This window comes from Streptomyces sp. bgisy159 (genome assembly GCF_057707805.1).
This window is the reverse complement of record NZ_JBYIQX010000053.1, coordinates 18,476-44,603: the sequence shown is the minus strand read 5'-3', so window position 1 is coordinate 44,603 and position 26,128 is coordinate 18,476. Positions and strand designations below refer to the sequence as shown.

General features: G+C 74.7%; 24 protein-coding genes. 14 read left to right on the top strand and 10 right to left on the bottom strand.

Annotated elements, in window-relative coordinates; all coding sequences use genetic code 11:
• Positions 1-443 (bottom strand): PPC domain-containing DNA-binding protein (locus AC3ET3_RS32165; protein ID WP_432133683.1); only part of this gene is annotated, 443 nt, incomplete at its 3' end.
• A gap of 187 nt (positions 444-630) precedes the next feature.
• Here AC3ET3_RS32165 and AC3ET3_RS32160 point away from each other — a divergent pair.
• Complete coding sequence (locus tag AC3ET3_RS32160; protein ID WP_432133684.1) at positions 631-1,710, top strand: hypothetical protein; 1,080 nt, start codon at positions 631-633, stop codon at positions 1,708-1,710.
• 131 nt (positions 1,711-1,841) lie between these two features.
• Here AC3ET3_RS32160 and AC3ET3_RS32155 read toward each other — a convergent pair whose 3' ends face one another.
• Positions 1,842-3,116 carry an MFS transporter gene (locus AC3ET3_RS32155; RefSeq protein WP_432133685.1) on the bottom strand — a complete coding sequence of 425 codons (1,275 nt, stop codon included), beginning with the start codon at positions 3,114-3,116 and terminating at the stop codon, positions 1,842-1,844.
• 77 nt (positions 3,117-3,193) lie between these two features.
• Between AC3ET3_RS32155 and AC3ET3_RS32150 the strand changes: the two genes are divergently transcribed.
• The 5 genes from AC3ET3_RS32150 to AC3ET3_RS32130 all read left to right on the top strand — a co-directional run bounded on the left by AC3ET3_RS32150 (position 3,194) and on the right by AC3ET3_RS32130 (position 10,312).
• A complete protein-coding gene (locus AC3ET3_RS32150) occupies positions 3,194-3,937 on the top strand; it encodes an ArsR/SmtB family transcription factor (RefSeq protein ID WP_432133686.1) in 744 nt (247 codons plus the stop codon).
• Between the two features lie 138 nt (positions 3,938-4,075).
• Positions 4,076-5,464: an MFS transporter gene (locus AC3ET3_RS32145; RefSeq protein ID WP_432133687.1), complete on the top strand. Its 1,389-nt coding sequence runs from the start codon at positions 4,076-4,078 to the stop codon at positions 5,462-5,464.
• A gap of 201 nt (positions 5,465-5,665) precedes the next feature.
• Positions 5,666-7,804: a TerD family protein gene (locus tag AC3ET3_RS32140; protein ID WP_432133688.1), complete on the top strand. Its 2,139-nt coding sequence runs from the start codon at positions 5,666-5,668 to the stop codon at positions 7,802-7,804.
• A 285-nt stretch (positions 7,805-8,089) separates the two neighbouring features.
• The gene (locus AC3ET3_RS32135) at positions 8,090-8,548 is read left to right on the top strand and encodes a MarR family transcriptional regulator (RefSeq protein ID WP_432133689.1); all 459 of its coding nucleotides are present in this window, start codon (positions 8,090-8,092) and stop codon (positions 8,546-8,548) included.
• A gap of 315 nt (positions 8,549-8,863) precedes the next feature.
• A complete protein-coding gene (locus tag AC3ET3_RS32130; protein WP_432133690.1) occupies positions 8,864-10,312 on the top strand; it encodes a DUF5933 domain-containing protein in 1,449 nt (482 codons plus the stop codon).
• A 91-nt stretch (positions 10,313-10,403) separates the two neighbouring features.
• Here AC3ET3_RS32130 and arcC read toward each other — a convergent pair whose 3' ends face one another.
• The 4 genes from arcC to AC3ET3_RS32110 form a co-directional block, all read right to left on the bottom strand.
• Positions 10,404-11,339 carry a carbamate kinase gene (arcC, locus tag AC3ET3_RS32125; protein WP_432133691.1) on the bottom strand — a complete coding sequence of 312 codons (936 nt, stop codon included), beginning with the start codon at positions 11,337-11,339 and terminating at the stop codon, positions 10,404-10,406.
• Between the two features lie 68 nt (positions 11,340-11,407).
• Positions 11,408-12,409 carry an ornithine carbamoyltransferase gene (argF, locus tag AC3ET3_RS32120; RefSeq protein WP_432133692.1) on the bottom strand — a complete coding sequence of 334 codons (1,002 nt, stop codon included), beginning with the start codon at positions 12,407-12,409 and terminating at the stop codon, positions 11,408-11,410.
• 133 nt (positions 12,410-12,542) lie between these two features.
• Positions 12,543-13,799: an arginine deiminase gene (locus AC3ET3_RS32115; RefSeq protein ID WP_432133693.1), complete on the bottom strand. Its 1,257-nt coding sequence runs from the start codon at positions 13,797-13,799 to the stop codon at positions 12,543-12,545.
• Positions 13,800-13,856: 57 nt separating this feature from the next.
• On the bottom strand, positions 13,857-15,317 hold the full coding sequence (locus AC3ET3_RS32110; RefSeq protein WP_432133694.1) for an amino acid permease: 1,461 nt from the start codon (positions 15,315-15,317) through the stop codon (positions 13,857-13,859).
• Positions 15,318-15,933: 616 nt separating this feature from the next.
• On the opposite strand from AC3ET3_RS32110, the gene AC3ET3_RS32105 reads away from it, so the two are divergent.
• Both AC3ET3_RS32105 and AC3ET3_RS32100 read left to right on the top strand, forming a co-directional pair.
• On the top strand, positions 15,934-17,049 hold the full coding sequence (locus tag AC3ET3_RS32105; protein ID WP_435613393.1) for a hypothetical protein: 1,116 nt from the start codon (positions 15,934-15,936) through the stop codon (positions 17,047-17,049).
• Between the two features lie 126 nt (positions 17,050-17,175).
• Positions 17,176-18,048, top strand: a complete 873-nt coding sequence (locus tag AC3ET3_RS32100) for a universal stress protein (protein WP_432133696.1) — start codon at positions 17,176-17,178, stop codon at positions 18,046-18,048.
• Positions 18,049-18,180: 132 nt separating this feature from the next.
• Here the strand turns inward: AC3ET3_RS32100 and AC3ET3_RS32095 are convergent, their stop codons facing one another.
• The 3 genes from AC3ET3_RS32095 to AC3ET3_RS32085 all read right to left on the bottom strand — a co-directional run bounded on the left by AC3ET3_RS32095 (position 18,181) and on the right by AC3ET3_RS32085 (position 19,012).
• Positions 18,181-18,393, bottom strand: a complete 213-nt coding sequence (locus AC3ET3_RS32095) for a hypothetical protein (RefSeq protein ID WP_432133697.1) — start codon at positions 18,391-18,393, stop codon at positions 18,181-18,183.
• A gap of 27 nt (positions 18,394-18,420) precedes the next feature.
• Positions 18,421-18,693 (bottom strand): DUF1918 domain-containing protein, encoded by a 273-nt coding sequence (locus AC3ET3_RS32090; RefSeq protein WP_432133698.1) that lies wholly within the window; start codon positions 18,691-18,693, stop codon positions 18,421-18,423.
• 196 nt (positions 18,694-18,889) lie between these two features.
• Positions 18,890-19,012: a hypothetical protein gene (locus AC3ET3_RS32085; RefSeq protein ID WP_432133699.1), complete on the bottom strand. Its 123-nt coding sequence runs from the start codon at positions 19,010-19,012 to the stop codon at positions 18,890-18,892.
• Between the two features lie 164 nt (positions 19,013-19,176).
• Between AC3ET3_RS32085 and AC3ET3_RS32080 the strand changes: the two genes are divergently transcribed.
• From AC3ET3_RS32080 to AC3ET3_RS32055, 6 genes are read left to right on the top strand one after another with little or no spacing between them, the layout of a single operon-like run.
• A complete protein-coding gene (locus tag AC3ET3_RS32080; RefSeq protein ID WP_432133700.1) occupies positions 19,177-20,481 on the top strand; it encodes an NAD(P)/FAD-dependent oxidoreductase in 1,305 nt (434 codons plus the stop codon).
• Entirely contained in the window at positions 20,478-21,242 is a 765-nt protein-coding gene (locus tag AC3ET3_RS32075; protein WP_435613392.1) for a DUF1365 domain-containing protein, read from the top strand. Before AC3ET3_RS32080 ends, AC3ET3_RS32075 begins: the two co-directional genes overlap by 4 nt.
• Complete coding sequence (locus tag AC3ET3_RS32070) at positions 21,239-22,525, top strand: class I SAM-dependent methyltransferase (RefSeq protein WP_435613391.1); 1,287 nt, start codon at positions 21,239-21,241, stop codon at positions 22,523-22,525. The genes AC3ET3_RS32075 and AC3ET3_RS32070 overlap by 4 nt, the downstream gene beginning before the upstream one ends.
• Positions 22,522-23,844: a class I SAM-dependent methyltransferase gene (locus AC3ET3_RS32065; RefSeq protein ID WP_432157512.1), complete on the top strand. Its 1,323-nt coding sequence runs from the start codon at positions 22,522-22,524 to the stop codon at positions 23,842-23,844. The genes AC3ET3_RS32070 and AC3ET3_RS32065 overlap by 4 nt, the downstream gene beginning before the upstream one ends.
• Positions 23,841-24,662 (top strand): DUF1295 domain-containing protein, encoded by an 822-nt coding sequence (locus tag AC3ET3_RS32060; RefSeq protein ID WP_435613390.1) that lies wholly within the window; start codon positions 23,841-23,843, stop codon positions 24,660-24,662. Before AC3ET3_RS32065 ends, AC3ET3_RS32060 begins: the two co-directional genes overlap by 4 nt.
• The gene (locus tag AC3ET3_RS32055) at positions 24,659-25,396 is read left to right on the top strand and encodes an alpha/beta family hydrolase (RefSeq protein ID WP_435613389.1); all 738 of its coding nucleotides are present in this window, start codon (positions 24,659-24,661) and stop codon (positions 25,394-25,396) included. Before AC3ET3_RS32060 ends, AC3ET3_RS32055 begins: the two co-directional genes overlap by 4 nt.
• Before the next feature lie 71 nt (positions 25,397-25,467).
• Here AC3ET3_RS32055 and AC3ET3_RS32050 read toward each other — a convergent pair whose 3' ends face one another.
• Complete coding sequence (locus AC3ET3_RS32050; protein ID WP_432133706.1) at positions 25,468-26,127, bottom strand: fasciclin domain-containing protein; 660 nt, start codon at positions 26,125-26,127, stop codon at positions 25,468-25,470.
• Position 26,128 lies beyond the last annotated feature (1 nt).

The following is a 26,128-nucleotide window of genomic DNA, read 5'->3' as shown; positions in this document are numbered from 1 at the left end:
GTGTGCTGGTCCGGCAGGTCGATCAGCGCCAGGCCCAGGTCCGGGCGGTGGGTCTTGGCCAGGGCCGCCGGGCTGTCCCGCACGATGACCTCCAGCGTCGGCCACACTCGCCCCTCCAGCAGGTGCCCGCCCCTGGTCGTACCGTCCGAGAGACCCAGTACGGCGTGCAGGTGCGGGGTCGGGCCGTCCTCGCCCACGGCGATGTCGCCGAGCAGCGACAGCACCTCGCACTGCTCGTCGACCGGGATTCTCCGGTAGTCCTTCTCCCCGCGGTCGAACCAGCCCACCGCGGCCCGGGAGAAGGCCCCCACGGCGGTCACCTGCGACGCCCCCAGTGACTGCTCCCGGGCGAACCGCGTGAGCGCGCCGACGGCCTCCTCCCCCTCGTCGAGCACCACGACGAACACCGCACCGGGTGCTCCCTGCACCTTCTGCCACTTCATGCCCCCGCGAGTACCCGGCCGCCGGGGCGCCACGCCGCCGACGGCGCCCGCCCGCGCCGGGAGCCCCTCGGCGGGGTGGGCGCTCATGCGGGGCAGGCGCTCACGCGGAGCAGCCGCCGGAGGCTTCGCCGGGACGGGCAGGCTGTGCGAGGGTGTGGCCCGGTCGTAGGCGCGTACGGGGGTGGCTGTGAGCGAGGTGCTCTACCAGGAGCGGTCGTGGAATCCGCTGGCGCGGGTCGTGGAGCTGGCCGAGGAAGGGCTGCGCAGGGGCGGCAGGGTCACGCCGCTCGACGAGCTGAACCTCGCGGCGATGGCGGAGGCGTACCTGCGGGGCCACTGGCTCGGGGGCGGCGGCGCGGAGCGCCCGTTGGAGCGGCTGGCGGAGGGGACCGGGGTGGTGCCGGTCACCCGGGTCACCGGCAGCGCCACCCCGGTGAAGGTGCGACAGGCCGCCGAGTTCGCCCGCGCGCTGGGCGAGTTGGCGGTACGGCGGTGCGGTGGCCCCGACCAGGTCGGGGCCCTCGCGGACCGCGCCCGGGCCGAGGGGGTGCCCCTGTGGATCGCGCGGCGGTACGCCTCCGGCCCCGCCGGGCCGGTCACCGTCGCCGTGGACCGCCGCCTCGTCCGCGTCGATGTCTGGGGGCCGCACGCCCCCGTCGTACGGCTCCGCGCGCCGCACCGCTTCGACCGGGACTCGCCGCAGCCCGCCAAGGGCCTGCGGCTGACCGTCGGCGACGCGACGGCGCAGCTCAGTCTCCGCAAGAAGCTGCGCAAGTCGAAGAGCACGGTGGAGGTCCGGCTGCCCGGGCAGGCGCACTGGGTGCTGCGGCGGGAGGACGCCCTGAGTTCCTGGCTGCTGCGCGACGGGCGACGCGTCGCCCTGCTGACCCGTCCGGCGCGCCGGCCCGCGCTCGATCCGGGCGAGGTCCTGCTGCCGCTGGCCCCCGTGCGGTACGAGAGCGCCGATCCGCTGGACGCGGTGATGGCGCAGGTCTTCTCCGTCGCCTTCGGGCTCGGCGACACCACCGGTCACGCGCGCTTCCCGTCGCAGCGCCGCCCTGCGGCCACCGGCGAGCCGCTCGCCGCCGACTGGGCCTGGGACCGGCCCTGGTTCAGCAACCTCGGCAGCGACGGCCAGGACAACGAGTCCGGCGGCGGCGACGGGTGGGGCGCGGACGGCGGCGACGGCGGTGACGGCGGCGGGGGCGGATTCGGCGGTGACGGCGGTGACGGCGGCGGCGGTGGTGGTGACGGCGGCGGCGACTGAGGCCGCGGCCGGGCCGGCGGCGACGGCTGGGGTACGGACGGCGGTGACGGCGGCGGAGGCGGCAGTGGTGACGGCGGCGGCGACTGAGGCCGCGCCCGGGCCGGCCGCGCCCGCACGGTCCGTCGGGCGGGTCAGGCGCGCGGGGGCGGCGCGGGGCGCGGGTGGGTTTCGTACATGCGGGTCGCGACGAGCAGGCCGGAGGCGGCGGTGAGGGCGGCGACGGCCCAGATCGCGCTGGTCAGGCCGTAGGCGTCGGCGAGGGCCCCGGCCAGGAGGGCGCCGACCGCGAAGCCGCCGTCGCGCCAGAGCCGGTAGACGCCGACCGCGCGGGCCCGCCAGGCCGGGTGGGCGACATCGCCGATGACGGCGAGCAGCGTGGGGTAGACGAGCGCGGTGCCGGCCCCGAGGAGGACCTGCGCGGTCGCCCAGACGGGGAACGTGGTGCCGAGGGCGACCAGCGCGATCGCCCCGGCCTGCAGCAGCATGCCGGCGGTGATGAGGTGCTTGCGTCCGACGCGGTCGGACCACCATCCGGTGACCGGCTGCCCCAGCCCCCACACGGCCGGGTAGAGGGCGCCGAGGACGCCGATGCGGGCGACCGACAGGCCGTGCGCGGCGAACAGCAGGGGGAACACGCCCCAGGCGAGCGCGTCGTTGAGGTTGTTGACCAGCCCCGCCTGGCTGGCGGCGGACAGCGCCCGGTCCCGGACGCTGGTGAGCCAGGCGATCCGGCCGGTGGTCAGGTCCCCGTGGTGGCCGGGGCGGTCGGGGCGGTGGCGTACGGCCTCCAGGCGGGCGTGGTCGCGGGTCTCGCGGACGGCCAGGGCCGACAGGCCGAGGCCGAGGGCGGCGTAGGCGATGCCCAGCAGGAACGGCTCGGGGCGCAGTCCGGCGTGGGCGGCGATGGCACCGGTGGCCAGAGCGGTGACGGCCAGCGCCCCGTATCCGGCGGCCTCGTTGAGGCCCATGGCGAGGCCGCGCCGCTCCGGGCCGACCAGGTCGATCTTCATGATGACGGTGGTGGACCAGGTCAGCCCCTGGTTCACGCCGAGCAGTACGTTCGCGCCGACGACCCAGCCCCACGCCGGGGCCCAGATGAGCAGCAGCGGCACGGGCAGGGCGACGAGCCACCCCGCCACCAGGACCGGCTTGCGGCCGTAGCGGTCGCAGAGCGCACCGGCGAAGAAGTTGGTCACCGCCTTGGTGGCGCCGAAGGCGGCGATGTAGGTGAGGGCGGCGGTGTAGGCGGAGAGCCGGAAGACCTCGTCGGCGAGCAGCGGCAGCACGACGCGTTCCTGCCCGAGTACGCCGCCGACCAGGGCGTTGACCGCGACGAGCAGGACGAACTGGGGCAGGTTGGCACGCAGGCCCAGCCGGATGCCGGCCGCTCCTTCGGCGACGCCCATGCCGTGCTCGCCTCCTTCTCGCTCCTTCGGCGCGCTTCTCTTGCGCCACGATCGCCTCTACGATATTCCATGGATTTATGGAGGATGAGATGGGAGCAAGGGGACCAGTGGGAGCGGCCGGACCAGCCGGAGCGGCCCGAGCGGGAGCCGAGGGCAGGGCGGACGCGAAGGCGCGGCTCTACGACGCCTTCGCGGTCGGCGGCAAGGCGCTCGCCAGCGGGAAGCGACTGGAGCTGCTGGACCTGCTGGCGCAGGGCGAGCGCACGGTCGACTCGCTGGCCAGGGCCGCCGGGCTGAACCTGACGACGGCCTCGGCGCACCTGCAGACCCTCAAGCGGGCCGGGTTCGTGACGACGCGGCGGGAGGGCGTACGCATCCACTACCGGCTCGCCGGGGACGACGTCGCCCGGCTGTTCGCGCTGCTGCGCAAGGTCACCGAGACCCACCGGGCGGCCGTGACCCCGGCCCGTGCGGCGTACCTCGGTGCGGACGGCGCGGCGGAGCTGCGCCGGGAGGACCTGCGGGTCCGGGTGGCGGCCGGAGACGTGGTGCTGCTGGACGTACGGCCGGCCGAGGAGTACCGGGCCGGCCACATCCCCGGCGCGCTGTCCATCCCCGTCGGCGAACTGGCCGACCGCATCGGGGAGTTGCCCGAGGGCGCGGAGATCGTCGTCTACTGCCGGGGCGAGTACTGCGTGCTCGCCCACGACGCGGTGCGGCTGCTCGCCGACCGCGGCCGACGGGCGATCCGCCTCCACGACGGCATGCTGGAGTGGCGCCTGGCCGAACTGCCGGTGGAGACGGCGGCGGACCCGACCTGAAGCCCCCCGCCCCTCGCCCGTGTCCCTCCTTCCACCCTCGCTCGTTCCCCTCCCCGTTCCTCCCCCGCCTTCCTGCCGGCCCCCAACCCCTCCCGCTCATCCCCGTGAAGGAGCCCGCCCCGTGAAGGAGCCCGCCCCGTGACGAGCACCGCTCCCGCCGAGAGCGACATAACGGCCCGGCACCCCGAGGCACAGCGCCGCATCCTCACCGTCCTGGTCGTCTCCCAGGTCCTCAGCGGCGCCGGACTGGCCGCCGGGATCACCGTGGGGGCCCTGCTCGCCCAGGACATGCTCGGCTCGACGGGGCTCGCGGGGCTGCCCAGCGCCCTGTTCACCGCCGGGTCGGCGCTCGCCGCGGTCGGTGTCGGGCGGGTCTCGCAGGCGCGCGGGCGAAGACCGGGGCTGGCCGCCGGGTATCTGACCGGCGCGGTGGGCGCCGCCGCCGTCATCGTGGCGGCCGTCGCCGACAGTCCCGTCCTGCTGTTCCTCGCCCTGTTCGTCTACGGCGCCGGCACCGCCACCAACCTGCAGGCGCGGTACGCCGGGGCCGACCTCGCCGCCCCGGCGCACCGGGCCCGCGCCGTCTCGACCGTCCTGGTCGCCACCACGCTCGGCGGCGTCGTCGGCCCCAACCTGGCGTCACCCACCAGCGACCTCGCCCACGCCCTCGGCATGCCGCGCCTGGCCGGGCCCTTCCTGCTGGCCGGTGTCGCCTACGCGCTGGCGGCCACCGTCCTCGCCGTGTGGCTCCGCCCCGACCCGCTCCTGCTCGCCCGCACCCTCGACGACCGGGGGCAACAGCAGGCGACGGTGGCGGCGAGGCAGGTGGAGGCGGCGGAGGCGGTGGGGTCGGCGGGAGCCGCGCAGGCGGCGGAGGCCGGGCAGGACCCGCCGCCCCTGCCGCCCGCGACGCCCTCGCCAACTGCGGCGCCCACGCCGGCCGCCGCGCCCGCGCCACCCGCAGGAGCCGAGCGCCGTCGCCCCACCGTCGTCCTGGGCGCCCTCATCATGATCGTCACTCAGCTGGTGATGGTCGCGATCATGACGATGACGCCGGTCCACATGCACGACCACGGCCACACCACCGCCGCCTCCGGTTTCGTCATCGCCGTGCACGTCGGGGCGATGTACCTGCCGTCGCCGCTCACCGGCTGGTTCGTGGACCGGTACGGCCCCGTCGCCGTCGCCGCCGCGTCCGGCGTCACGCTGCTGGCCGCCGGTCTCCTCGCCGCCGCCGCGCCCGGCGACTCCGTCGCCCCGCTGGCCCTCGCGCTGGCTCTGCTCGGGCTCGGCTGGAACCTCGGCCTGGTGTCCGGCACCGCGATCATCACCGACGCCGTGCCCCTGGCCACCCGGGCCCGGACCCAGGGCCTGGTCGACGTCTCCATCGCCGTGGCCGGCACCACCGGCGGCCTGACCTCCGGCGCCGTCGTGGCCGCCGCGAGCTACCCCGCCCTCGCCCTCACCGGCGGCGTCCTCGCCCTCTCCGTCCTCCCGTCCATCGCCGCCACGGCCAGCCGCCGCTGAGCGCCGCACCCCGGCGGCCGACCGACCACGTGCCACTCTCCGGCAGCCGTCCGGCCCGTTTCCGCCGGACGGCCACGGACGGCACAGGCTGGGTACTAAGGTGCCGCTGAGTACTGAGTGTGTGGCACGTCACACCGGGTCCGCTCGCGAAAGGTGAGGCACAGCGACCCGTGTCCGGCGTGCGCGAGTGGGGGTGGGGCCGTGTACGAGTTGACCAAGGGCGCCAATGTGGGGCTGGCGACCCTGAGCGGGGACATCGACTCCGTGATCGTGAGTCTGGACTGGAGCAGTCCCACCGGGGAGGGTGACGCGGATGTCTCCGTGCTGCTGCTCGACGCGCACGGCAAGGTGCGCAGCGACACGGACTTCTACTTCTACAACAACCCGGTGGCCGCCGACGGGAGCGTACAGCTGCTGGGCAAGGCGCCCACGGGGAGCGGTAACAGGGACCGGATCAGCTTCGACCTGACGGCGGTTCCGCAGGACATCTCCCGGATCGTGGTCGCCGCGAGCCGGTACGAGGGGGCCCGCTTCGACGAACTGACCGACCTGCGGCTGACGTTGACCGACGGCTCCGGCGAGGGACTGATCAGGTTCGCCATCGACGACGCGGACTCGGTGAGCGCCTTCATCTTCGGCGAGCTCTACCGCCGGGGCGGCGAGTGGAAGCTGCGTGCCGTGGGCCAGGGCTACGAGGCGGGTCTGGCGGGCCTGGCGACGGACTTCGGCGTCGACATCGACGACGACGCGGAGGCCGAGGAGGCAGAGGAAGCCGAAGAGGCGCTGGAGAGCGCGGCGGACGACGCCCCACCGAACCCTCCCGCCCCCGCCTCCGCCCTCTGCGCCCCGACGGTCCCGGCAGATCCGTCGGCCTCGACCCCCGGACCGGACACCGGACCCCGGCCCCATCGGCCGTCCGGCTCCCCCGGGAAGCCGGCGCTGGGCGCCGTCCCGGCCCCCCGGCGGCCCGAGGAGGACACGGCAGCGGGCAAAGCGGCGTCCGCGCGGCCCCGTACCGCCAAGAAGAAGGTCACCTTGCCGAAGGTGGTCAAGAAGTCCCTGGCGGAGAACGACTCCTGGAGGCAGGCCAGGCTCTTCCCGGTGTCCGCGCTCAAGAGCGACCGGGACCGCGAGACACGGGCCACGTCCGTCCTGTTGTCGGTGATGGCTCAGATCCCGGAGTTCGGCCGGAGGCTCATTGCCGGGTTCGGCGCACCGGCGGGCCGTGTGGAGACGTTCACCGAGGTCTCGCTGCCGCACGGCGACACCCCGCGGCGGCCTGACGGGGTCATCCGCGTCGAGCGGGCGGGCAAGCTGTGGACGGCGCTGGTCGAGACGAAGACCAACGGCAACGCCCTGAAGCCCGAGCAGGTGCAGGCGTACATGGACATCGCCGCCCGCCGGGGTTACGAGGCCGTCATCACCCTGTCGAACGACGTCGCGCTCGAAGGGAGCCCGCTGGTCGACGTCAGGATCGACCGGCGGCGCAAGCACAAGGTGGCGCTCTGGCACCTGTCCTGGGCCGAGGTCGCCCACCAGGCGCAGATGCTGATCCGGCACGAGGGCGTCGGCAACCTGGCGCACGCCTGGCTGCTCCAGGAACTGCTCCACTACCTTCAGCACGAGAACTCCGGCTGCCACGGCTTCCAGAACATGGGAGCGGCCTGGGTCCCCGTACGCAACGGGATCGACGACGAGACCCTCTGCAAGGGCGACCCCCGCGCCCTGGAGGTGGTGGAGAGCTGGGAACGGCTCATCCGCCAGGTCTGTCTCCGGCTCGGCGGTGAACTCGGGCAGAAGGTGCTGCCGGTTCTGCGCTCCAAGCGCGGCAGCGACCCGCGTGAGCGCCGGGCACAACTGGCCGACCGGCTCTGCCTGGAGGGACGGCTCGACGCGGAACTGCGGATCGAGGGCACGCCCGGAGTCGTGTCGGTGATCGCCGACCTGCGCACAGGCAAGCTGCGCACCTGTATCGAGGTGCCCGCGCCGGACCAGGGATACCCGCTGAGCTGGGCGAAACGGCTGGTGCGCCGGCTGGCCGAGGCGCCTGCCGACCTGCATGTCGAGACCGTGGTGGAGGGGGAGGAGGGCGGGCCGCGCGGCACCCTGGAGCGGCTGCGGCCCGAGCCCGCGGACCTCCTCCCCAAGGACGGCGTGCGGATCACCGGTTTCCGGCTCTCCCTCTTCAAGGGCATGGGCAGCACCCGCGGCAACGCCGAGTCCGGTTTCATCCGCAGCGTCGACGACGCCGTGCACCGCTTCTACGCGACCGTGGTCGCCCGGCTGGACCGGCCGTCCCCGAGGCGGCCGGCCGACGCGGCGGACCGCGGAAGGGGCTGAGGGCCCGGCGCCCACCCGGGCCTGTCGCGCGTTCCCGCCGCGCCGCGATGCCTGGCACGGCACCTCGCCACGTTGGGATGCCGCCCGCGTACGGCCCGTACGCGGGCGGCCTTCCGCTGAGCAAGCTCTTGGCGAGGAGCGCCCGGACCGTGCCGTTGACCTGTGCGGTGGTCGTCGCGACCCCCTGTGGTAGCTTCGCGGGCGATGTAAGTGCGCGCAAGAAGTGACTGCATCAGAGATGTCTCTTCTTCGGAGCGGGGATTATGGAGGGGGAGGGCCCTGTCGATGCCGCTCACGGGAGACGAGGCGAGCGAGGTCCACCGCCGGTATCTGAGCGCCGTGACGCTGCACGGCCAGGCCGGGGCCCGGGCCTGTGGCCTCGGCGCCACCGACCTGTACGCGCTGAACATCCTTCGGCTGTCCGGGCCGATGTCCCCCGGCGAACTCGCCTCGCGCACGGGGCTGACGACCGGTCCGACGACCCGGCTGATCGACCGGCTGGAGCAGGCCGGGTACGCCCGCCGCGCCCCCGATCCCGGTGACCGGCGCAAGGTCGTCGTGGAGCCGCTGGGCGAGCCGGCCGAGCTGGACCGGGTCCTGGAGCCCGCGCGGCGGAAGGCCGCCGAGATCCTCGCGGGCTACACGCCGGAACAGCGCGACGTCCTCTTCGACTACTTCGCCCGCGCGACGGAGGCCTACCGGTCGGCGGCCGACGAACTGCGCCGTCCCGCGGGTGACGGCTGAGCCCGGCGGCCGACGACCTGCGCCGTCCCGCGGGTGACGGCTGAGCCCGGCGGCCGGCGAACCGCGATGCCCGGGAGGCGCTGGACGAGCCCGGCGGTCGGCCGGCGAACCGCGCTGCCCCGAGGGGTGACGGACGAGTCCGGAGCCCGTCCGCGCCCCTCCGATAACATGTCCGAACTCACGACGTACGCCCGAACATCGCCCCGTCCTCCACAGTCCTCCGCCGGAACGACGGGGCGTCCAGCGCGACAGGCGACCCGCCCCGACCCCCACCTCTCACCATCGGCCGAAAAATTGATACCCATAGCATCGCGGTTGCTCTCCCGAATACGCCGCACGAACCCGCACCCCGCGGTGCGCCGGACACGGGTGGTCCTGTGGACCACGGCGAGCGCGGTGGTCCTCGGGTTCCTGGTCGCGCTGGAGACGACCGCCCGGCACTACGACCTCCGGGGTCCGCTCACCAGCCTGGGCCGGGAGCTGGTGCTCCCGCCGAAGTCGGGCTTCGCCCTGTACGCGGCGATGGCCCTGATGCTGGTGGTGCTCACGCGGCGGGAACGGCTGATCGCGGTGGGCGCGGCGGTAGCCGTCGACGTGGGTTTCCTCACGGTCCGGTGGGCGGTCGGCGCCGACCTGACCGCCGGTCACCCCTTCGGCAACGGCGCGCTGTGGGCGATGCTGGGCTGCGCCGTCGTCGCCCTCACGCGCCGCACGGGCCCGGACCGCACCCTGCTGCTGAAGGGCGCCGGTCTGGGGCTGCTGCTGGTGGCAGGGCGCAAGACGGGTGACACCTGGCTGCTGATCACGTCCGCGACCCGGCCGACGGTGCTCGACCAGTACGTGGCGACGGCCGACCACGCGCTGGGCAACCCGTCGTGGCTGGTGGGACGGGCGCTCACCGCCAGCGGCACGGTCGGCGCCCACGCGCTCAACTACGTCTACGCCCAGCTCGCGGTCGCCGCGGTCGTCGTCGCCCTCTACCAGCTCCGCGACGTCGCGACCGAGCGCCGCTTCCCGGGCCACTACATCGTGCGGACGTTCCTGGTGATCGGGCTCCTCGGGCCCGCCATCTACATGATCTTCCCGGTGGTCGGCCCGATCTACGCCTTCGGCACCGGAAACGAGCACTGGGCGTTCGCCCACCTGTGGCCGCCGACGCCGTCCACCGAGCCGTGGGCGGTCGCCGACCTGTGGCCGGACACACCGACGCCGGTCACCACCCCGCACCCGATGCCCTTCGACACGATCACCCCCCGCAACTGCATGCCCAGCCTGCACACGGCGTGGGCGACCGCGATCTTCATCCACACCCGCCGGGGTCCGCGCGTCCTGCGCGCCGCCGGCACGTTCTGGCTGATCGCCACCCTCACCGCGACCCTGGGATTCGGCTACCACTACGGCGCGGACCTCGTCGCCGGCGTCGTCTTCGCGATCACGATCGAGGCGGGTCTGCGCGCGCTCGACCGGGGCTGGGACCGGTCGGCCACCCTGCTCGTGGCCCACGGCACGGCGGTCTTCGCCGCGATGCTGCTGTCGTACCGCTACCTTCCGCTGGAGATGGCGGAGTACGCCTGGCTGGCCGGGCCGCTGCTGATCCTCGCCATGGTCTCGGTGATCGTCGGCTACGTCCGCACCACCGCCCGATGGAAGCCGGAACCCGTACCGGCGGCGCAGCCCGCACAGCCCGGCGTCGAAGTGATCCGCCAGCGGCAGCCGCACCCCGACGAGAACGCGTCCGACGAGGCGGTCCCCACGGCCGGCTGAGCGGGGCCGGCCGGGTCCGGCGGGTCCGTGCTGAACCGGGCGGGGCGCGCTCGGTGGGCGGGCCGGGCGAACGGCGCCGGTGACGATCACCTCAGAAGTGGCCCTGTTCGGGATAGAAGCCACTCGGGGTGACGACGGTGCCGGTCTTGCCGGCCAGGATGTCCGCCGCGTCCTCCAGGGCGCCGATCGCGGCCATGTCGCCCGTGGTCTCCACGAAGCGGCACACCGCCTCCACCTTCGGGCCCATCGAGCCCGCCGGGAAGTCCTCGGCGCGCAGCTGCGCCGGGGTGGCGTTGTTGACCGGCTCGGCGTGCGCGGTGCCGTAGCCGCGCATCACCGTGGGGACGTCGGTGAGCAGGAGCAGGGCGTCCGCCTCCAGGGTCTCGGCGAGCAGTGAGGCGGTGAGGTCCTTGTCGACGACCGCCTCGACGCCGGTGAGCCGGCCGTGCTCGTCCCGGATCACCGGTACGCCGCCGCCGCCCGCGCAGACCACGGTCGCCCCGGACTCCAGCAACTGCCGGATCAGCCGGGTCTCCACGACCCGCCGGGGCTTCGGCGAGGGCACGGTGCGCCGCCAGTACTCGCCGTCCCGGCGCACGGTCCAGCCGTGCCGCGCGGCCAGCGCCCTGGCCTCCTCCTCGCCGTAGACGGGGCCGACGAACTTGGTCGGGTTCGCGAACGCGGGGTCGGCGGCGGACACCAGCGTCTGGTTGAGCAGGGCGGCGACCTGACGGCCGGGCAGGACGTTCTGCAGGGACTGCAGCAGCCAGTAGCCGATCATGCCCTGGGTCTCGGCGCCGAGGACGTCGAAGGGGTACGGCTTGCTCAGCGAGGCGTCCGCGGCGCTCTCCAGGGCCAGGACGCCGACCTGGGGGCCGTTGCCGTGGGTGACGACGAGCTGGTGTTCCGCCGCGATCGGGGCGAGGGCCCGCATGGCCCGGCGCACGCCGGCCAGCTGGACGTCGGCGTCGGGGCGTTCCCCGCGCCGCAGCAGGGCGTTTCCACCGAGGGCTACGACAACGCGCATGGTTCTCCCTAGGGAGTGAAGTGGAGTGGAGTGAGGGGCTGGGGTGGAGGCGGGGCGGGCCGCGCGGGTCAGTCGCCGAGGGTGGCGACCATGACCGCCTTTATGGTGTGCAGCCGGTTCTCGGCCTGGTCGAAGACGACCGACCGCTCGGACTCGAAGACGTCCTCGGTGACCTCCAGGGCGGTCATGCCGGTCTTGCGGAAGATGTCCTCGCCGACCCTGGTCTCCCGGTTGTGGAAGGCGGGCAGGCAGTGCAGGAACCTGACGTCGGGGTTGCCGGTGGCCTTCACCACGTCGGAGTCGACCTGGTACGGCTTCAGCAGGGCGATGCGCTCGTCCCAGACCTCCTTGGGCTCACCCATGGACACCCACACGTCGGTGTAGAGGAAGTCCACCCCGGCCACGCCCTCGGGCACGGACTCGGTGCGGGTCAGCCGCGCTCCGGTGCGCTCGGCGATCCCGGCCGCCTCCTCGAAGACCTCCGGGGCGCTCCACAGCTGCCCCGGGGCGACCATCCGGACGTCCATGCCGAGCATGGCGCCGGTGACCAGCAGGGAGTTGCCGAGGTTGTTGCGGGCGTCGCCGAGGTAGGCGAACGAGATCCGGTTCAGCGGCTTGCCGGAGTGCTCCCGCATGGTCAGCATGTCCGCGAGCATCTGGGTGGGGTGCCATGTGTCGGTGAGCCCGTTCCAGACCGGCACTCCGGCGTACGCGCCGAGCTCCTCGACGAGGGCCTGGGAGCTGCCCCGGTACTCGATGCCGTCGTACATCCGGCCCAGCACCCGCGCGGTGTCCCTCATGGACTCCTTGTGACCGATCTGCGAGCCGGACGGGTCGAGGTACGTGACATGGGCGCCCTGGTCGTGGGCGGCGACCTCGAAGGCGCAGCGGGTGCGGGTGGAGGTCTTCTCGAAGATCAGCGCGATGTTCCGGCCCACCAGCCGGGGGCGTTCGGTGCCGGCCCGCTTGGCGGCCTTGAGGTCGGCGGCGAGGTCGATGAGGGAGGTGAACTCGCGCGGGGTGAAGTCGAGTTCCTTGAGGAAGTTGCGGTGGCGCAGGTTGGCGGCCATGGCGGTGTCTCCTGGGTGGGTCGTGCGGGCTGTCCGAGGCGGGAAAGGGGCTGAGGGAAGGGCCCGAAGGGGAGGGTCCGAAGGGGAGGGCCCGAAGGGAAGGGGCGGCCGAGGTACGGGGCCGAGGCCGCGGTCAGGGGCCGGTGGGCGTGGCGTCCACCGCGTCGCGCTCGATGGGGCAGCTCATGCAGCGCGGGCCGCCCCGGCCGCGGCCGAGTTCGGAGCCGGGGACGGTGAGCACCTCGACGCCGTGGTCGCGCAGCATCTGGTTGGCGACCTCGTTGCGGGAGTACGCGATGACCTTGCCGGGGCTGACGGTCAGCACGTTGCAGCCGTCGTTCCACTGCTCGCGCTGGGCGGCGTAGGAGTCCTGCTCGGTGCGCAGCACCCGGACCGACCGGTGGCCCAGGGCGTCGGCGACCTCGTCGAAGAAGGACCGGTTCTCCCGGACGGTGAGGCCGGTGGGGCCGCCGCCCGGGGTGAGCGTCCAGGACCGCAGGGTGGCCGGGTCGAGTTCGCTGTAGAGGGTGAACACGTCCCGGTCGACCATGGTCATCACGGTGTCCAGGTGCATGCACGAGCGGGCCTTGGGCAGTTCGACTGCGATGACGCGGACCGCGGCGCCGGCGGTGAACAGCGAGCGGGCCACGAGGTCCACACCGGCCGGCGTGGTGCGCTCGCTCAGGCCGATCACGATCGCCCCGTTGCCGATCACCTCGACGTCGCCGCCCTCGATGCAGGCGGGGGCCTGCGCCTCGCCCGGACTCCACAGCGGGATGTCCTGCCCGGCGAACATCGGGTGGAAGCGGTAGACGGCCTCGTAGTGCACGGTCTCCCGTCGGCGGGCCCGCATCGTCATCGGGTTGACGGACACGCCGCCGTACAGCCAGCACGAGGTGTCCCGGGTGAACAGGTGGTTGGGCAGCGGCATGAGGAGGAAGTCGTCGTCCGCCAGCGCCTCCAGGCCCAGCGTGCGGGGGACGGCCGTCCCGGCGAGGGCCTTGAACTCCCGCTTGTTGATGCCGCCGATCAGATGGTCGGCGAGGGTGTCGGCGGGCAGGTCGTACAGGACGTCGTGGGCCGGCCCGGACAGGCTGCCGCCGATCCGTTCCTGCCGCTCGTCCAGCACCCGGCCGAGGACGAAGTCGAGGGCGCCGTCCTGCTTGAGGGTGTCGGTCAGCAGGTCCTTGAGCAGGTGCACCCGGACGCCGGCCTCCCGCAGCGTCCGCTGGAAGGTGCGGTGTTCCTCGCGGGCCTGCGGCACCCACAGCACATCGTCGAAGAGCAGACCGTCCTTGTTGGCGGGGGTGAGCCGCTGCATCTCCAGGCCGGGTTCGTGGAGGATCACCTGGCGCAGGACGCCGGCCTCGGAATCGACGTGGAAGGACATGGGGTCTCGCTTTCTGAGTTCTCGGGGCGGGTTCGGGGAACGGCGGGGCCGGGCGGGTCACCCGGCGTCCGCGTCGGGTGCGGCGGGCCGCACAGGGTCGGGAGCGGCGGGCTCCACCGGGACGGAGGCGGCTTCCGGCACCGCTTCGGGCCGGGCGCCGTACTCACCGCGGCGGCCCTTGACCCAGACGTAGACGACGACTCCGGCGAAGACCATCAACGTGCCGCTGAACACGGCGTCCCGGCCCGAGCCGTAGATGAGCCAGAAGGAGAAGGCGACCGCGAACACGGCGACGACCAGGTCACGGACGAAGGTCCGCGACGTCTTCCGCCCCTTGGCGATCAGCCAGAACAGCTGGACGCTCGTGCCGAGCAGGAACGGGATGGCCGTGGTCAGCGTGGTGAGCAGCACCACCGTCTCGAACACGTCGGCCGCACCGGCGTAGTTGACCAGGATCAGCGTCACCTTGAGGGCGAGCGAGATCAGCAGCGCGGCCCAGAGCGCCCCGTTGCGGCTCTGCTTGACGAACACCCGCGGGAACAGGCTGTCCTTGGCGACCGCGTAGGGCACCTCGGCGCAGACCGTGGCCCAGCCGATCAGCGCGCCGAGGCCGGACAGCACCGCCAGCGCGGAGACCACACCGCCCCAGGCGCCGCCGAACATGTTGACCATGGCGTCGGCGAACGGCGCCGAGGAGTCGACCAGTTGGTCGTGCGGCACGGTGCCGAAGATGACGACCGTGCTGAGGAAGTAGACCAGCGCACAGGCCAGGGTGCCGTAGATCCCGGCGCGGGAGACGTTGCGCTCCGGGTCGCGCACCCGGCTGGCCACGATGGCGGCGGTCTCCACACCGGAGTAGGCGAACAGCACCACGGCACCGGCCGAGGAGATCGCGCCGATCCAGGAGCCGCCGTCGGCGATGAACGGGCCGAAGTTCGCGGCCTTCAGGAAGAACAGGCCGACCACCGCGACGAACAGCAGCATGAGGAACTTCGCGCCGGTGACGATGGTCTGGACGAAGCCGACCCGCTGCAGCCCGGCGAGGTTGACGAGTGTCGGGACGCAGACGCCGACGACGGCCAGGGCGGCCTGACCGGGCTTGCTGTCCCAGTGCAGGAAGTAGTTGACGTAGCCGACCCAGGCCACGGAGATCGCGGCGTCGCCCGCCAGCACCGTGATGTAGTACGACCAGGCGCTGAGGAAGGCGGGGAACTCGCCGAGGCCGTGCCGGGCGTAGACGTACGGGCCGCCGGAGCCGGGGATGCGCGTGGACAGCTTGCCGAAGACGGAGGCGACGGCGAGTGCGCCGACCGTCACCAGGAGCAGGGCGACCAGGCTGACGGTTCCGTACCGCGCCATGGTCGCGGGCAGCAGGAAGATGCCGGTGCCGATGATGGAGCCGACCACGAGGGCCGTCGCCGCGGGCAGTCCCAGGCCGGCCGACGGGCTGTCAGCGGGCTTCGCGGATCCGGCCGGTGGGCTCGCCGGTCTCTCCGCGGGTGATGACGTCGTCGTCATGTCTTCTCCGTTCCGGCCCGAACGGGTCTGCGGCGCTTGTCCGTCGCGCCGTCCGTCCCGGCTCTCTTCCGTCCCGGCTCTCGTCCGTGCCGGCTCTGTGGGGCGCCGCCAGTCTGCGGCGGTGCGGGCCGTGGCGTCCGTGCCCGGGGACGGCGGCGTCGGCGCCCGGCGCGGGACCGGGGACGTGCGGCCGACCGGATCGCCGCCCGGTGCCCATCCGGTCGGCCGCATAGGTACGGTGTCGCCGGCCCGGGGCGGTGCCGGCGTCGCCGTCGGCTCGGTCGCCGGGCAGGCGGATGGCTATGCGGTGGTGGCGCCGGACGCGCCCCGGTGTCCGGGCGCCTCGTGCGGACACCGGCATACCCATGCACGGAGTGGGGCGCCGGACGGACGGCGTCCCCGGAGGGGAAGGTGAATACGTATACGACCGGCCTCGATGGCGGTGGCAGGCCCTGACACGCCCGGACGGTCCGAAGGTCCCCGGGATTCCGGTCCGGGAAGCCCACACGGCAGGGACCTGGGAGGCGGCGGCAGACGGGCTCGTCCGCGGGACGGTTGATCCGAGAGTCGGGGGAGACCTCAAGGAACGGCCGCCCCCCGCACAGGAGGTGGCTCAGTGCTCTCTCTGCTTCCCCCGGTCAGCCCCAGCCTGCGGCTGCCGGCTCCGTGGTCGGTGCTCGACAAGCCGGCGCGGCACCTGCTCAAGGAGGAGCGCACGGCCGACGCCCGGCGGTGGCTGTGGCGGTGGGCGCAGTCGGCCGCCCTGCCGGCCGGCCCGGCCGACTGCGAGCGGGCTCCGCGCGAGGTGGCCGGCGGGGCGCTGCTGCGGCTCGCCGTCGTCGGCCTGTGCTGCGACTGGCCCGACCTCGCCGCCGGCCCGGCGCACCGGCCGCCCGACGTCCCCCCGGAGCGGGTGACGCGCCTGTGGCAGGCGCTCTGCCTACGGCTGTACCGGCGGCCGACCGTACCGGTGGGCCCGGTGCTGACCACCTGGAACTGGCGGCCGGTCCAGCCCGGCGGCCGCACCGGCCGTCCCTGCCGGCCGTCGGACCTGCTGGTCCCCGGTGCGCTGCTGCCGCTCTACTGCTGGCCCTCGCCGGACGCGGCCCCCGACCTGGCCCGGGTGCTGACCACCCGGACCGCCCTGCTCGCCGCGTCCGCCGGTCTGCCCGGCACCGCGGCAGCCCTGGCCGCATCCGGCTGCCCCGCCGACCGGCTGGTCCCGGTGCTGGAGGAGGCGGACGCCGTCTGCGCAACCATCCGCGTGCTCCTGGCGGCCGCCCGGCCGGGGCTCGCCGGCGGCGCGGCCCGCCCCCCGGACTCCCCGGTGCAGCGGCGGGTACGGGAGCGCGTCCTCGCGCCACCGCCCGGCCCGCGCGGGCCGGCGCACCTCCCCGGTGTCCCGGTCGGCGCGCTGCCCCTCGCCCTGGAGGCCCCGTGGCTCCTCCTCGGCGGCGGCCCGGCCCGGCACACGGGCCCCCAGTGGTCCCCCCGCCACGGGGAGGCCGACCGCGAGCAGGCCCGGCTGCTGGCCTTGCTGCACACCGTGGGCCAGGATCTGGCCGTTCGCTGCCGGCGGCACCCCGCCGCCCGGGCGGCCCGCACCCGCGCCCTGGCCACCTGGCTGACCGCCGCCCGCGAACACGCCCACTGGACGGCGGCCGCCGCCCGGTACGGCGCCGAGCGGACCTCGGCGTGCAGCGCGGGTGCGGGAAGCCCACACTGGCCGTAGGGAGAGACGGCCGGGTGGGAGCGGCCGGAGGCCGTGCTCCGGCCCGGCCACCGTGTCGGAGCGTCCACGCGACCCCGTGAGACGCCCACGAGCCCACCTGCCTGCGAGGGAGTCCGGGAGGCGTTCATGACTGGTGCGGGAGGCCGTCGGCCGGTCGTTCTGGGGGTCGACCCCGATCCCGGGAAGCGGCTGGCGCTCGCCTGGGCCGCCGGCGAAGCGGCCCGGCGCGGCCTGCCCCTGCGGCTCGTCCACGCCCAGGGAGTGCCGACGCCCGGCTACCGGTCGGGGGAGACACGGCCGTCCTGGGAGCAGTGGAACCGGGCGCTGCACCGCGTCGGGGACGACGTCCTCGGGGAAGCGGTCGCGTTCGTCGAGTCCGGCTGGCCCGCGGTCGAGGTGTCGGCGCGGCTGGCGGAGGGCGAACCTGCCTGGGTCCTGCGCGAGGAGGCGGAGAACGCCGCCCTGGTCGTCGTGGGCTCCTGGCACCTGAGCCGGCGGCGGGAACTGTTCACCTCCGCCGCCGTGGCACTGCCGCTCAGCGCGCACGCGAGCTGCCCCGTGGTGGTCGTGCCGGAGCCGGAGCACGCCCCGCAGGAGCCCGGGTACTTCGTGGTCGGCGTCGACGGCAGCCCGCACTCGGCGGCGGCGGTCGACGTGGCGTTCGAGGAGGCGGCCCTGCGCGGAGCGTCCCTGCGGGCCCTGTACGCGTGGCACCCCCCGCTGCTGGGGGTCCTGGACGAGGACGCCGCGGTAGGGGAGTGCCGGCGCGTGCTGTCCGAGACGGTCGCGGGCCGCGCCGCGACGCGCCCGGAGGTGCGGCTGCACCACGAGGTCGTCCGCGGCCACCCGGTGCAGGTGCTGACGGAGGCCGCGGACAACGCCCTGGGCCTGGTCGTGGGCACGCGCGGGCACGGCGGGTTCACCGGCATGCTGCTGGGCTCCGTGAGCCAGGGCGTCCTCCACCACGCCCGCTGCCCCGTCATCACGGTCCCGGCGTGAGGCGGTCCCGGCACGAGACGGTGGCCGGCCGGGCCCGCAAGGCATCCCGGGTCGCGGGACCCGGCCCGTGGCCGGCCCGGGTGGTCCGAGGGCCGGTCCGGGTGGTCCGAGGGCCGGTCCGCCTCGTGGCCGTCAGCCGAACAGCCGGCGCACCCTGATCGTGTCGACCCGCCGCCGGCCTCCCCCGGGCAGCCGCAGCCACCCCCGCCCGGCCCCGGTGTCCCCGTCGTTCTGCCGTCCCGCCGCCGCGGTGTGCGACGCCCGGCGCCGCGGCGGGAGAACGGCGCCGCACCCCGGGCGCGCGCGGGCGTCCCCGCCCGCGGAGAAGTCGCCGCGGTGCCGCATGACCGGCATCTCCCCGGCGGTCGTGGCTCAGTCGCCCGGCGCCAGATGCTTCAGGTGCGCATCGGGCCCGGGGAAGTACAGGGTGACCCGTCCGGTGTCCGACCAGCGCACGTCGTACGGCGGGCTGCCGTCGGGGTGGTGGACGCCGACGATCTCGCCGTCCCGGGTGACGACGCCGGAGCCGGTGCCTCGTACGACGATCTCGTCGCCGACTCGGGCCCGCATGCTCAGGCCCGTCGTCTCGGCCGTGACCGCGGGTGCGGACCGGGGAGCCTTGCTCGTGGACGTGGCTGCGCTCATGTCGTGCTCGCCTCCTGTGTCGGTTCCATGGAAGGCCCGCGGCCACCCGGGGGGCAGGGGCCTTTGGTCCCCGGGACGCGTCCGGTGGGCCCCTCGACGGTCCGGCTCGCCCGGAGCGCGACCGGTGCGGGGCCCGCCGTCGGCACGGCGAGCACTGTCGGCATCCGTCTCGCCGTCGGCGCCGGGCAGTTCGGACTCACCGTCCCCGACGGCGGCGTGGTTCCGCCGGAGGAAAGGCGTCGAACACCGTCACCGTGGTCAGCACGGTGGGGATGCCGAAGGTGGCCGTGCCGGCGCCCGCCGCTTGGTCGTTTCGCATCGTAATACCGGAAAATGGACAAATAAGGCAGACGTGTCGAACGGCCGGCCAGGGCGCGCCGCGCACCTGGCCGCGGGCGGAAGGATCGAGCCATGGCCAATCCGGTGCCCGAGCGGCTCCGGATCACAGGTGACAGCCCTGATTCCGGCCGCGGAGGAGAGACCATGACGCGCACGTCTCCGGGGGCGTCGCAGACAACCGGACGGGAGGCGCGGCGTACGGCCGTGGTGGGGGCCGGGGTGGCCGGGCTGACCGCCGCCCACATCCTGGCCCGCACCCGCCACGTCACCCTCTACGAGGCGGACGACCGGCTCGGCGGACACGCCCACACCCATGAGCTGACCTCGGAGCGCGACGGACGGACGCACCGCGTCGACTCCGGGTTCATCGTGCACAACCGCCGCACCTACCCGCGTCTGCTGCGGCTCTTCGACGAGCTCGGCGTGGCGACGCGGGAGTCCGAGATGAGCATGTCGGTGCGGTGCGAGGGGTGCGGCCTGGAGTACGCCGGCGCCCGCGGCCCGGCCGGCCTGTTCGCCCGGCCGCGCAACCTGCTGCACGGCCGGTACCTGCGGCTGCTGTCGGAGGTTCCCGCGTTCCACCGGGCGGCCCGGCGGCTGCTGGACGGGGGCGCCGAGGACGACCTCACGCTGGGCGGTTTCCTGGACCGGGAAGGCTTCTCCGGCTACTTCCGCGCCCACTTCATGACGCCGCTGGTGTCCGCCGTCTGGTCCTGCGACGCCGCGACCGCCCAGCGCTACCCTGCCGCCTACCTGTTCCGCTTCCTGGCGCACCACGGGCTGCTGTCGGTCGGCGGCTCGCCGGTGTGGCGCACCGTGAGCGGCGGCTCGCGCACGTACGTCGACCGGGTCGCCGAGCGGATCGGCGAGGTCCGCACCGCCACCCCGGTGCGGTCCGTGCGGCGCCACGCGGACGGCGCCGACGTCACCGCCGGGGACGGGACGACCCGCTCGTACGACTCGGTGGTGATCGCGGTCCACCCCGACCAGGCGCTGCGGCTGCTGCCCGACGCCACCCCGCTGGAGAAGGACCTCCTCGGCGCGTTCCGCTACTCGCGCAACTCCACGCTCCTGCACACCGACACCGGCCTGCTGCCGCGCGCCGCGAGGGCGCGGGCCTCCTGGAACTACCTGATGCCGTCGTGCTCGGCGGGCGCCGACCGGGTGCGGGTCAGCTACGACATGAACCGGCTTCAGCGCCTCGACGCGGCCGAGACGTACGTCGTCACCCTCGGCGGCGACGACCGGGTCGACCCCGGCCGGGTCCTCGCGCGGATGGTGTACGAACACCCCGTCTACACCCCGGAGTCGGTGGCCGCCCAGCGCCGCCTGCCCGAGCTGAACAGCGCCGTCTGCGCGTTCGCGGGCGCCTACCACGGCTGGGGGTTCCACGAGGACGGCTGCCGGTCCGGCGCCGAGGCCGCCGCCGCGCTGGGAGTGGTGTGGTGAGCGCCGTGCCCGCGCGGGCCGTCCCCGCGGACGCCGTGCCCGCCCTCTACCCGTGCACGATCACCCACGTGCGCACCGCGCCCCGGCGGTACGTCCTGCGGCACCGCACCTACCTGTGGCTGGTCGACCCCGACCGGCCGCCCCGGCTGCCGCGCCCGCTGCGGCCGCTGGCCCGGTTCGACCCCCGGGACCACTTCACCGGTGACCGGCCCTCGATCCGCGCCGCACTGGACGCCTTCCTCGCCGAGCGGGGCGTCCGCCTGGACGGCGGGCGGGTGCTGATGCTCACCCACGGCCGGGTGCTCGGGTACGTCTTCAACCCGCTCACCCTCTACTGGTGCCACGGCCCCGACGGCGACCTGCGCTGCGTGGTCGCCGAGGTGCACAACACGTACGGCGGCCGCCACGCCTACCTGCTCCGCCCGGACGAGGCGGGGCGCGCCGACACCGACAAGCGGTTCTACGTCTCGCCGTTCTTCCCGGTCGACGGCCGCTACCGCATGCGGCTGCCCCCGCCGGGGCGGCACCTCGACCTCGCCGTGCACCTCGACCGCGGCGAGGGCCGGGCCCTGACCGCGACCGTGAGCGGCACCCGGCGCCCGGCGACCCCGGCGGCGCTGCTGCGACTGGCGCTGCGCCACCCGTGGGCCCCGCTCGTCGCCGCGGCCGCGATCCGCTTCCACGGCATCCGCCTCTACCTGCGCGGTCTGCCCGTCCAGCCCCGACCCGACGACCACCGCACCCCGGAGAACGTGACATGAGGACAGCAGAGCCCGGCATCGCCCCGCACGGGTCCGCCGTCGCCGTCGACCCCGCCCGCTGGCCGGACGTGGCCGGTGTCCCCCGGGCCTCGTGGCCCCGCACCGCCGTGACCGGGGCCGTCGTCCGGCGCGCCCTGCGGCGGCTGCCGCTGCGGGCCCGGTTCGCCGGCCCGGACCCGGCCGGCGCCCGCACCGTCGGCCTGGGCGGGCCGCTGCTTGAGGTCCGCGACCCCGCGGCGTTCCACGCCCGGATCGGCGCGCACGGCCTGGTCGGCTTCGGCGAGTCGTACATGGCCGGCGAGTGGGACGCCCCCGACCTGGTGGCCGCGCTCACGGTGCTCGCCGCGCACACCGCCGACCTCGTCCCGGCCCCGCTGCAGCGGCTGCGCCCCCTGTGGGCGGCGCGCCGGCCGGAGGGCGAGCGCAACACCCCCGACGGCTCCCGCACCAACATCAGCCGCCACTACGACCTGTCCAACGACCTGTTCGCCCTGTTCCTCGACGACACCCTCAGCTACTCGTCCGCCCTGTTCCGGGGCTTCCCCGCGAGCTGGGACCTGCTGGCCGCGGCCCAGCACCGCAAGATCGACCGGCTGCTCGACCTGGCCGGCGTCGGCGCGGGCACCCGGCTGCTGGAGATCGGCACCGGCTGGGGCGAGCTGGCCCTGCGCGCCGCCGCGCGCGGCGCCCGCGTCACCTCCCTCACCCTCTCCCGGGAACAGCGGCTGCTGGCCCGCGAACGCGTGCGCGCGGCCGGTCTCACCGACCGGGTCTCGGTCGAACTGTGCGACTACCGCGAGGCGCGCGGCGAGTACGACGCCGTCGTCAGCGTGGAGATGGTCGAGGCCGTCGGCGACGAGTTCTGGCCGGTGTACTTCCGCACCCTCGACGAGCGCCTGGCACCGGGCGGCCGGGTGGCGCTCCAGGCCATCACCATGCCGCACGAGCGGATGCTCGCCACCCGCGGCTCCTTCACCTGGATCCACAAGTACGTCTTCCCGGGCGGGCGGATCCCGTCCGTGCGGGCCGTCGAGGAGAGCGTGCGCGACCACACGCGGCTGACCGTCGCCGGGCGCGACGCGTACGGCGCGCACTACGCCGAGACGCTGCGGCTGTGGCGGGAGCGGTTCACCGAGCGCGCCGGCGAGGTCGCCGCGCTCGGCTTCGACGAGACCTTCCGCCGCATGTGGACCTTCTACCTCGCCTACTCCGAGGCCGGTTTCCGCTCCGGCTACCTCGACGTCCAGCAGTTCCTGCTCACCAAGGAGGACCGCGCACGATGACCGCTCCGCAGGCCGCCACCCGACCCGGCGCCGCCCGACCCGGCGCCGCCCACCGGCTCGCCGCCCTCGCCGGGGACGCGCTCGGCGGGCCCCTCCCGGTCCGGCTGCGCGCCTGGGACGGCAGCGAGACGGGACCGGCCGACGGCCCCGTGGTCGTCGTACGGTCCCGGCGCGCGCTGCGCCGGCTGCTGTGGCAACCCGGCGAGCTGGGCCTGGCACAGGCGTACGTCACCGGTGAGCTCGATGTCGAGGGCGACCTCGCCGAGGCGCTGCGGGTGATGTGGTCCGCCGCCCGCGAGCGGGGACCGCACCTGCCCCGCCCGACGCCCGCCGACCGGGTCCGCGCGCTCGCCACCGCCGTACGGCTGGGCGTGCTGGGCCCGCCGCCCGCCACGCCCGCCTCCCAGGCCAGGCTGCGCGGCGGGCTGCACAGCAGGGCGCGCGACCGGGCCGCCGTCAGCCACCACTACGACCTGTCCAACGCCTTCTACGAACTGCTCCTCGACGACACCATGGCCTACTCGTGCGGCTACTGGACGGGCGGGGCGGCCACCCCCGCCGGCGCCCAGCGGGCCAAGCTGGAGCTGATCTGCCGCAAGCTCGCGCTGGAGCCGGGCGCCCGGCTGCTGGACATCGGCTGCGGCTGGGGCTCGCTCACGCTGCACGCGGCCGAGCGGCACGGGGCGCTGGTCACCGCCGTGACGCTGGCCCGGGAACAGGCGGCGTACGTCCGTGAGCGGGTGCGCGAGCGCGGACTGGGGCACCGGGTGGAGGTGGTGTGCCAGGACTACCGGGACATCGCGGGCGGGGCGTACGACGCCGTCGCCACCGTCGAGATGGGCGAGCACGTCGGCGACGCCGAGTACCCGGCCTTCGCCGCCGCCCTGCACCGGCTCGTCCGGCCGCGCGGACGGGTGCTGGTGCAGCAGATGTCGCGCGGGCGCAACGCGCCCGGCGGCGGGCCGTTCATCGAGGCGTACATCGCCCCCGACATGCACATGCGTCCGCTCGGGGAGACGACCGGGCTGCTGGAGGAGGCCGGACTGGAGGTCCGGCACGCCGAGTCGCTGCGCGAGCACTACGTCCGCACGATCACCGCCTGGCACCGCACCCTGGAGGAGCGCCGGCCGGCGTTCGTCCGGCTGGTCGGGGAGGAGACCGCACGGGTGTGGCGGCTCTACCTGGTCGGCGCGGCGCTGGCGTTCGAGGAGGGCCGCATGGGCGTCGACCAGATCCTGAGCGTGCGCCCCGGCCCCGGCGGCGACAGCGGCATGCCGGCCGTCACGCACACCTGGTACGAAGGGCTGGACCGGTCGTGAACTCCTTCCCGTGGGGCGCGTTCGCCCTCAACCTCGGCTGGGCCGCCGCCGCGGCGCTCGCCGTCATGCTGACCACGTTCGCGCTCGCCGTGCGCCGGGGACTGCACCGGATCGTGGACGTCGCCTGGGGTGCCGGCTTCACCGCCGTCGCCGTGGTGACCCTCGCGGCCTCCGCGGGCCACGGCGACCTCGCGCGCCGGGTCCTGGTCACCGCCCTGACCGCCGTGTGGGGGCTGCGGCTGGCCGTGCACATCGCGCGGCGCGGCCGGGGCCACGGCGAGGACCCGCGCTACGAGAAGATGCTCGCCAGGTCCCCCGGCAGCCGGAACCTCTACGCCCTGCGGAAGATCTACCTCCTGCAGGGCGCCCTGGTGTGGCTGGTGTCGCTGCCCGTCCAGGCGGCCCAGTACGTGCCCGGCGGGCTGACGCCCGTCGTCTGGGCCGGTACGGCGCTGTGGGCGGTCGGGCTCGCCTTCGAGGCGGTCGGCGACGCCCAGCTGGCCCGCTTCAAGGCCGACCCCGCGAACCGCGGCCGGATCATGGACCGGGGCCTGTGGTCGTGGACCCGGCACCCCAACTACTTCGGCGACTTCTGCGTCTGGTGGGGCCTGTTCCTGCTGACCTGCGACTCGCTGTCCGCGGCCGCCGTGTCGGTGGTGTCCCCGCTGGTCATGAGCGCGCTGCTGACCCAGGGCAGCGGCAAGCGCCTGCTGGAGGAGCACATGCGCGACCGGCCGGGCTGGTCCGCGTACGCGGCCCGCACCAGCGGTTTCTTCCCGCGCCCGCCGAAGGCGAAAGCGGTGGGCGGCCGTCCGTGACCGTCGTCCGGAAGGAGCGCGCCGTGCGGCGCAACGACCACGAGTACCTGGCCCCCGCCGCCGACCCCCTGGTGCCGCGTGTGCTGCCGGCCCGGCCCCGGGCCGCCGTGCTGCTGCTGCACGGCGGGCGCGCCACCGGCCTCAGCCCCTCCCGGCCCTGGCACCTGGCGGGGCTGCGCATGCGCCCCTTCCACCGGGCGATCGCGGCCGCCCTGCCCCACGACGACGTCCTGCTCGCCCAGGTGCGCTACCGGCTGCGCGGCTGGAACGACGCCCGCGCCGACCCCCTGCCGGACACCCTCGACGCGCTGCGCCGGCTGGCCGAGCTGGCCGGGCCGGTGCCCACGGTGCTGGTCGGCCACTCCATGGGGGCCAGAGCCGCCCTGCACGCCGCCGGCCATCCGCAGGTGCGCGCGGTGCTCGCCCTGGCGCCCTGGTGGCCGCCGGGTGAGCCGGTGCGGCAGCTGGCGGGCCGGGACGTCGTCGTCCTGCACGGAGAACGCGACCGGGTCACCTCGCCCGCCGCCTCGGCCGAGTGCGTGCGGCGCGCGCGGGACACCGCGGACCGGGCGGCGATGGCCGTGGTCCGCGACGGCGACCACGCGATGCTGCGCCGGCACCGCTTCTGGCACGACACCGCAGCCTCCGTCGTCGCCCACCTGCTCGACCCGGCCGACTGCCCCGACCCGCTGCCCGCGGAGGCCTACCGGCCGGGCCGGCTTCCGGTCCTGTGACCGACGGCGGCGGGACGAAGGGGCCGGGGCGCACGCCCCGGCCCCTTCTCGCGGTCCGCTCCGCCCGCGGGTCAGGCGGCCGGCATCAGCACCGTGTCGATGATGTACACGGTGGCGTTGGCCGTCCGGACGTTGCCGCAGACCACCTTCGCGGAATCGTTCACGGTGTACGACTCGCCGGAGCCGGAGGTCGTCAGCTTCGACTTCTCCAGGGTCTCGAAGGAGCCGTTCTCCAGGTCGGCGGGCGCCAGCTTCCGGCCCACCACGTGGTACGTGAGGATCTTGGTCAGCTGCTCCTTGTCGTTGAGGACGGCGTCCAGGTCGGCCTTCGGGATCTTCGCGAAGGCGTCGTTCGTCGGCGCGAACACGGTGATGTTCTGCGCGTTGTTGAGGGTGTCGACGAGCCCGGCCTTCTTCACCGCCGTCACCAGCGTGGACAGCGCGGGGTTGTTGGAGGCGGCGGTGGCCACCGGGTCCTTCGCCATGCCGTCGAAGGACCCGGCGCCGTCCTGCGGCACCGCCGAGCAGGCCGGCCCGAAGGGCGCGTCCACGGCGGCGGAACCGTCGGAGCCGGCCATGCTCCCGTCGGCGGCCGGGGCCGACGCGGCCGCCTTCGTCGAGCTGTCGGACGCGGCGGAGTCGTCGCCGCCGTCGGAGCAGGCCGTCAGGGCGAGCGGCAGAACGGCCGCGGCGGCCAGCGTGACGGCGGTACGGCGGATACGCGTGTTCATG